This window comes from Virgisporangium ochraceum (genome assembly GCF_016863655.1).
GTDB classification, from domain to species: Bacteria; Actinomycetota; Actinomycetes; order Mycobacteriales; family Micromonosporaceae; genus Virgisporangium; species Virgisporangium ochraceum.
Genome location: NZ_BOPH01000145.1, coordinates 94,721 through 101,268, shown reverse-complemented (window position 1 = coordinate 101,268; position 6,548 = coordinate 94,721). Strand labels below are relative to the sequence as shown.

Below are 6,548 nucleotides of genomic sequence, written 5' to 3'. Positions count from 1 at the left end.
AAAATACGTGTCCGGCGGGGAGTGCCGGTGAACGCCCCGACCGGCTGGCCCGTCACCGGCATCGGCGCGGTGGCGAGCATCGGACGCGACGCCGAGGAGATCTACCGCAACCTGTGCGCCGGTGTCGACGGGCTGGCTCCGATGCGGGGCTTCACCCCGCACTGGTACAAGGCCGGCCACCTGTTCGAGGTCGACAACCGGCCACGGTCCGGCGCCGACCAGCCCCGCCGGGCCACGGGCCTGCTGCTCGACGCGGTCGCGCAGGCGGCCGCCGACGCCGGACTGGGTGGGTCCTTCCCCGACGTGCCCGTGCTCGTCGGCACCGGGCTCCGCGAGCTCCGCTCGGTCGAGCTGTGGTGGCGCGACGGGGTTCCGGTCGACCACAACGACCTGCATTTCGGATCGGCGCTGCGGCGCCGGTTCGGCACCTACGACACGCACACCATCGCGAACGCGTGCTCGGCGTCGCTGTACGCCCTCGCGCTCGCCGTCGACCTGCTCGACGCCGGCACGACCGACACCGTGATCGTGGCGGGCGTCGACGTCATCACCGAGAGCATGTTCGGCCTGTCCGACCGGGTGCAGCCGCAACCGCCGGGTCAGGTGGCGCCGTTCGACAGCGCCCGGCGCGGCACCATCCTCGGCGAGGGCGCCGCCGCCGTCGTGCTGCGCGCCACCGGCGAGGGGACGCCGGCGCACGGTCACGTCCGGCAGGTCGGTATCAACTGCGACGCGTTCCACCTGACGGCTCCGGACACGGTGAGCGTCGCCGCGGCGATGCGTGACGCGCTGCGGCGGTCGGACGTCGACACCGCCACCATCGACCTGGTGATGGCGCACGGCACCGGAACACCGCTCAACGACGAGGCCGAGGCGGCCGCGCTGCGCGAGGTGTACGGCGACCGGGTCACCGAGCCGCTGATCACCGGGCTCAAGTCCGCGACCGGGCACACGTCCGGCGCGTCGGGCCTGTTGAGCCTGATCGTGGCGATGCTCGCCATGCGCGACGGCGTGGTCCCCCCGATGACCCGGCTCGACGATCCGGTCGAGACGGCCCGGGACTTCCGGTTCGTCCGGCGGGAGGCCGTCGACGCCACCATCCGCCGGTCGCAGGTGAACGGGTTCGGCTTCGGCGGCGTCAACGCCGTCGCGGTGGTGGAGAGGGGCGTGGCGCGATGAGCCCCGTCGTGACGGGCGTCGGGCTGGCCCTGCCGGGCGCCGACTCGCTCGACGCGCTGGTCACCGGTCCCCCCGACGACGCGCCACCCGTCGACCCGGCCGCGATCATGGGCCGGAAGGGCCTGCGCTACCGCGACCGCGCGACGCAGCTCGGCTACTGCGCGGCGAAAGCGGCCCTGACCGACGCCGGGCTGCTCGTCGACGAGCTTCTCGTGCCTGCCGGCGACGTGGCGGTCATCGTGTCGTCGAACCTCGGCAACCTGGCGACGGTGTGCAAGGTCGTCTCCACGATCGTCGAGGAGGACGGCACCAAGGGCCTCAGCCCGATGGACACGCCGAACGCCTCCAGCAACGTGCCCGCGTCCGCCATCGCCCTGCGCTTCGGGCTGCGCGGCCCGAACATGATGCTCTGCAGCGGTCCGACGTCCGGCGTCGACGCGCTGCGGTGGGCCACCGTCCTGCTGACGGGCCGGCGGGCCCGCCACGTCCTCGTCGTCGGCGTGGAGCCGGACGACGAGACCACCCGCCGGATGCTCGGCGCGCCCCGGGTCCTCGACGGCGCGGCGGCCGTCGTGGTCGAGCCGGCCGCGGTCGCGGCGGAACGCGGTGCGCCGCAACGCCTGCGGCTGGGCGGCTTCGCCCGCGGCGGCAGCGTCCGCGACTGCGTGGACCGGCTCGCGTCCGAACCGACCGCGCCGGGTGTCCCGGCCGCCTTCTACGTCCCGGAGACCGACCGGAGCCTGCCCGCGGACCTGTTCCCCGGCGTGCGCCGGCGCGACCTCGCCGAGCGGTGGGGCCCCGCGTCGGGCGCCCTCGGCGTGCTGCAGTGCGTCACCGCGGTCGCCGACCTGAGCGATGCGGCCGACGGCGCACCGGTGTACGCGGTCGCGGGCGGCGACGAGGACGACGCGAGTGCCGGCATGGTCCTCCACGCACCCGGGGGACCGGCATGGAACACGTGATCCTGCAGCACCACGGTGCGGCCGTCGCGCCGTCCCGGCGGATGCTGCTGCTGCACGGGCTGGCCAACTCCAGCGCCGTCTGGACGCCGTTGCTCGACCGCCGCCCGGACTGGCTCGAGTGCGTCACCGCCGACCTGCCCTGGCGGGCCGACGGACCGCCCGAGTGGAGCCACGACCCCGACCCGGTCGGCTGGGTGGCGCAGGCGCTGGGCGCGGTTCCGGGTGGTGCGGGCCTGGTGCTCGCCCACTCCTTCTCCGCGAACCTCCTCCTACAGCTGCTGAGCACGGAGCTCGAACGGGGCCGCGACCCGTTCCGGCACTACGGCATCGACGGCCTGGTCCTCGTCGCGCCGTTCTACCGGCGGGCACCCGGGCACTTCGACACCTCGCTGCTCGACGATCCCCGGGCGGGCTTCCGCGGCATCATGGCCGAGGGCGTCCGGCTGCGCTCACGCCGTCCGCTGGACCCGGTGCGGGAGAGCGAACTGGCCGAGCGGGTGTGCGAGCGGGTCGGCCCTTACGGCTGGATCCGGTTCTACGAGACGTACCTGCGCACCCCGTGGCTGCGCGTGGGCGCGATCCCGGTGCCGGTGCTCGTCGCCACCGGCGCCCGCGACGGCGCCTGCCACGAGAGTGCCGCGCTCGCGGCCGACCTGCCGCTGGGCTTCCTCGACATCGCACCGGACAGCGGCCACTTCCCGATGAGCACCCAGCCGGACCGGTTCGTGCGGGTCCTCACCCGGTTCTGCGTCCAACTGACCACCTCGACCGCCACACCGACACCCGCGGGAGTGTAGAAATGATCGACGTCGACCGGCTGCTGGGTACGACGACCGTCACGTCGCTGCGACCGTCCTACGAGGGCGCGAACATCGGCACCATCATCGGCTTCAAGCACGTCAACTATCTGGTGGAACAGGCGATCCTGGACCACTTCCGCGCCGCCGGAGCGCCGGCCGGCCGCATGTACGAGGACTACGGCGTCGGGTTCGACGTGGTGGAGCTCGACAGCCGGCTGCAGACCGCCCTGATCGTCGACGACGTCGTCGAGGCGGAGGTCACGCCGAAGGGTGCCGACGACACCGGCATCCGGTTCGCCGTCGCCCTGCACGTCGAGCGCGACGGGGCGCCGAAGAAGGCGGTCACGTCGAAGGCGCGGGTCGCGCTGCGTGCCGACGAGCGCGGGTCCGCCCGCAGGCCGTTGCCGGACGCGCTGCGTCCCCTGGTGATCGACCGGATCACCGCGACCGGCCAGGCGGTGCCGGCGATCGACCCGGCCATCCACATGGCCGGCAAGGACGGCGACGCCGTCATCGCCGCGCTCACCGAGGGCCGTAACGCCTACGGGTGGAAGTACCGGATCCCGTACTTCTACTGCCACTTCTTCGAGCGCATGCAGATGTCGGGCTACCTGCGGCAGATGGAGGAGGTCGTCGACCTGTTCCTCGCCGACCGGGGCCTCGCCATCAAGCAGCTGCTCGACGAGCGGAACTGGATCCCCGCGGTGACCCGCTCACACGTGCGCATTCTCGGCGAGACGCTGATGGAGGAGGAGCTCTACACCATCTACTCGGTGAGCGACGTCTTCAAGGACCTCCTATACACGTCCACAATGGACTGTTACGTCGTCCGCGACGGTGTCCTCGTCCACACCGCCACCGGGTCGATCACGCACGCCTACGGCACGGTGGACAACGGCTGCGACGGCCAACTGGTCACCTTCGACGAGCGGGTACAGCGCGCTCTGCACGGAGCGGCGACGGCATGACGACGGTGGCACCCGCGGGTCCGGTCATCACCGGATGGTCGGCGGTGTCGGCCCTCGGGTACCGGTCCGGCGACTTCGCGGCCGGTCTCCGCGACCGGCGGCCGGCGGTCCGGGCGGTCGACACCGACCGGTGGCAGGTCGCCGACCGCGTCGCCGGCATCGTGCCCGACTTCAGCCCGCGCGAGGTGCTGGGGAAGAAGAACACCCGGGCGATGGACCGCCTGACGGGCCTCGCCGTGACGGCGGTCGGCCAGCTGGTGACCGGCATCGACGACGACGAGGGCTCCGCCGTGGTGCTGGGAACGACCACCGGCAGCCAGCAGAGCATGACCGACATCACCCGCGACACGCTGATCCACGACAAGCCGTTCTACATCGAGGCCGCGCAGATCCCGAACGCCATCATGAACAGCGCGGCGGCACAGTGCGCGATCTGGTACCAGCTACGCGGTCCGAACGCCACGGTCGCCGCCGGCCGCGCCTCGGGCGTCTCCGCGCTCACCTACGCCCGGCGGCTGCTCGCCGCGGGCCGGGCGCGGACCGTCCTGTGTGGAGCCGCCGAGGAGTACTCCACCGCCCGGTCGTGGTGGGACTGGCACGGCCGCGACGGCGCCGAACCGTCCACGCCACCCGGCGAGGGCTGCGCGATGATCCGCGTCGAGGCGGCCGGCGCTCCGGACGGTCTGGCCGACGTTCTCGCCACCGGCTCCGGTCTCCTCGGTGACGCCGCACAGGCGCCGGCGGTACTGGACCGCTGCCTGCGCGCGACCATGCGCCGGGCCGGCGTGAGCGCCGACGAGGTCTGGGCGGTGTCGGCGAGCGAGCCGTCCGGTCCGGCCGGCGCCGCGGAGGCAGCGGTGCTGGCGGACGTGTACGGCGCGCACCGCCCCGTGCGACCGGGCGAGATCGGCCTGATCGGTGACACCGCCGGCGCGACGGCGGCCTTCCAACTCGTGGCGCTGCTCAGCATGGCGTCCGACGACGCGTCCTCGCGCGGACGGCCGGCGGTCCTGACGTCGGTCGACCCCGAAGGCGTGTTCGGCTGCGCGGTTCTCCGCCTCCGCTGACGACCTCCCACCACCCCGAAGGAGAACTCTCATGACCACCACCGGACTCCTGGACCGTGAGCGCCTGCGCGCCATCGTCGCCGAGGTGCTCGACCTCGAACCCGACGACGTCACCGACGACGCGAGCTTCATCGACGACCTCGGCGTCGACTCGCTGATGGCGCTGGAGATCGTGGTGGTGCTGGAGAAGCGGTTCGGTGTGCGGTTCGCCGAGACCGAGCTGCGCCAGGTGACCAGCCTCGACCAGGCGTACGACCTGGTCGCCGCGAAGCTGCGATGACATGTCCACCACCGTCCAGGTACCCGCGCACGTGCTGCCGGCCCTACTTCCGGCCCTGCTGTCGGTCGCGGAGCTCCGCCGACTGCTGCCGCACCGGTACCCGATGCTGCTCGTCGACCGGGTGGTCGACGTGGAGCCCGGCCGGCGGCTGGGCGCGGTGAAGGCCGTCACCGTCAACGAACCGTGCTTCGCGGGCCTGCCCGACGACGCGGTCTTCGACTACCCGCCGACGCTCCTCGTCGAGTCGTGGGGGCAGGCCGCCGGGATCCTGGCGATGCTCTCGCATCCCGACCCGGACTCCCTCGCCGGCCAGGTGATGCTCGCCGGCGCGATGACCGGGATCGCGTTCCACGGCCCCGTGACGCCGGGGACGCTCGTGCGCCACGAGGTGCGGGTCGAGCGGGTCTTCAGCGACACGGTCATCTTCGCCGGCGAGAGCACCGTCGACGGCGACGTCGTGATGACGCTCGCCCGCATGGTCATGGCATTCCGGCCGGCCGGCGCACTGGACTCTCCGAAGGATGGAAACCCGTGAAAGCACACCCCGAACAGAAGGTGGCTCTGGTCACCGGGGGATCGCGCGGCATCGGCCGCGCCGTGGTCCTGCGACTGGTCCGTGACGGCTACGCGGTGTCCTTCTGCTACCGCTCGGCCGACGACACCGCGCGGGCGCTGGTGAAGGAGGCGGAGGAGCTGGGTGGACCGGTCGTCGCCTTCGCCGCCGACGTCGCCGACCGCGACGCGGTACGCGCCTTCGTCGACGGCACGGTCGCCGAACTCGGACCGGTCGACGTCGTCGTCACCTCCGCCGGCATCACCCGCGACAACCCGCTGGTGCTCAGCGAGGACGCCGACTGGCACGCCGTGCTCGACACCAACCTCGACGGCGTGTACCACGTCAGCCGCGCGGTCATCTTCGAGATGATGAAGCGGAAGTCGGGCAGCATCGTCACGATCTCCTCGGTCGCCGGCGTGTACGGCAACGCGACGCAGACCAACTACTCCGCGGCGAAGGCCGGCATCATCGGGTTCACCCGCTCGCTGGCCAAGGAGGTCGGCCGGTACGGCATCCGGGTCAACGCCGTGGCGCCCGGCTACATCGAGACCGACATGACAGCCGGCCTGTCCGACCAGGTCCGCAAGCGCGCCCTGGAGTCCATCCCGCTGCGCCGCCTGGGGCAGGCCGACGAGGTCGCCGATCTCGTCTCCTACCTCGCCAGCGACCGGGCCGGCTACATCACCGGATCCGTCCTCCACGTCGACGGCGGCATCACGATCTGACCTTAGGAGAG

General features: G+C 72.4%; 8 protein-coding genes. All 8 read left to right on the top strand.

Features of this window, described 5'->3' with window-relative positions; genetic code table 11:
• Positions 1 to 1,179, top strand: a 1,179-nt coding sequence (locus Voc01_RS49145) for a beta-ketoacyl synthase N-terminal-like domain-containing protein (protein ID WP_203934694.1), incomplete at its 5' end; no start/stop codon positions are given.
• Positions 1,176 to 2,141, top strand: coding sequence for a beta-ketoacyl synthase N-terminal-like domain-containing protein (locus Voc01_RS49140; RefSeq protein ID WP_203934693.1), 966 nt, complete (start codon positions 1,176 to 1,178; stop codon positions 2,139 to 2,141). The genes Voc01_RS49145 and Voc01_RS49140, both read left to right, overlap by 4 nt.
• Positions 2,129 to 2,938, top strand: coding sequence for an alpha/beta fold hydrolase (locus tag Voc01_RS49135; protein WP_203934692.1), 810 nt, complete (start codon positions 2,129 to 2,131; stop codon positions 2,936 to 2,938). Before Voc01_RS49140 ends, Voc01_RS49135 begins: the two co-directional genes overlap by 13 nt.
• A 2-nt stretch (positions 2,939 to 2,940) precedes the next feature.
• Positions 2,941 to 3,909, top strand: a complete 969-nt coding sequence (locus tag Voc01_RS49130; protein WP_203934691.1) for an acyl-CoA thioesterase family protein — start codon at positions 2,941 to 2,943, stop codon at positions 3,907 to 3,909.
• Positions 3,906 to 4,976: a beta-ketoacyl synthase N-terminal-like domain-containing protein gene (locus Voc01_RS49125; RefSeq protein WP_203934690.1), complete on the top strand. Its 1,071-nt coding sequence runs from the start codon at positions 3,906 to 3,908 to the stop codon at positions 4,974 to 4,976. The genes Voc01_RS49130 and Voc01_RS49125 overlap by 4 nt, the downstream gene beginning before the upstream one ends.
• A 31-nt stretch (positions 4,977 to 5,007) precedes the next feature.
• Complete coding sequence (locus Voc01_RS49120) at positions 5,008 to 5,256, top strand: acyl carrier protein (protein WP_203934689.1); 249 nt, start codon at positions 5,008 to 5,010, stop codon at positions 5,254 to 5,256.
• Between the two features lies 1 nt (position 5,257).
• Entirely contained in the window at positions 5,258 to 5,791 is a 534-nt protein-coding gene (locus Voc01_RS49115) for a 3-hydroxyacyl-ACP dehydratase FabZ family protein (RefSeq protein WP_203934688.1), read from the top strand.
• Entirely contained in the window at positions 5,788 to 6,537 is a 750-nt protein-coding gene (fabG, locus tag Voc01_RS49110) for a 3-oxoacyl-[acyl-carrier-protein] reductase (RefSeq protein ID WP_203934687.1), read from the top strand. Before Voc01_RS49115 ends, fabG begins: the two co-directional genes overlap by 4 nt.
• Positions 6,538 to 6,548: the final 11 nt, after the last annotated feature.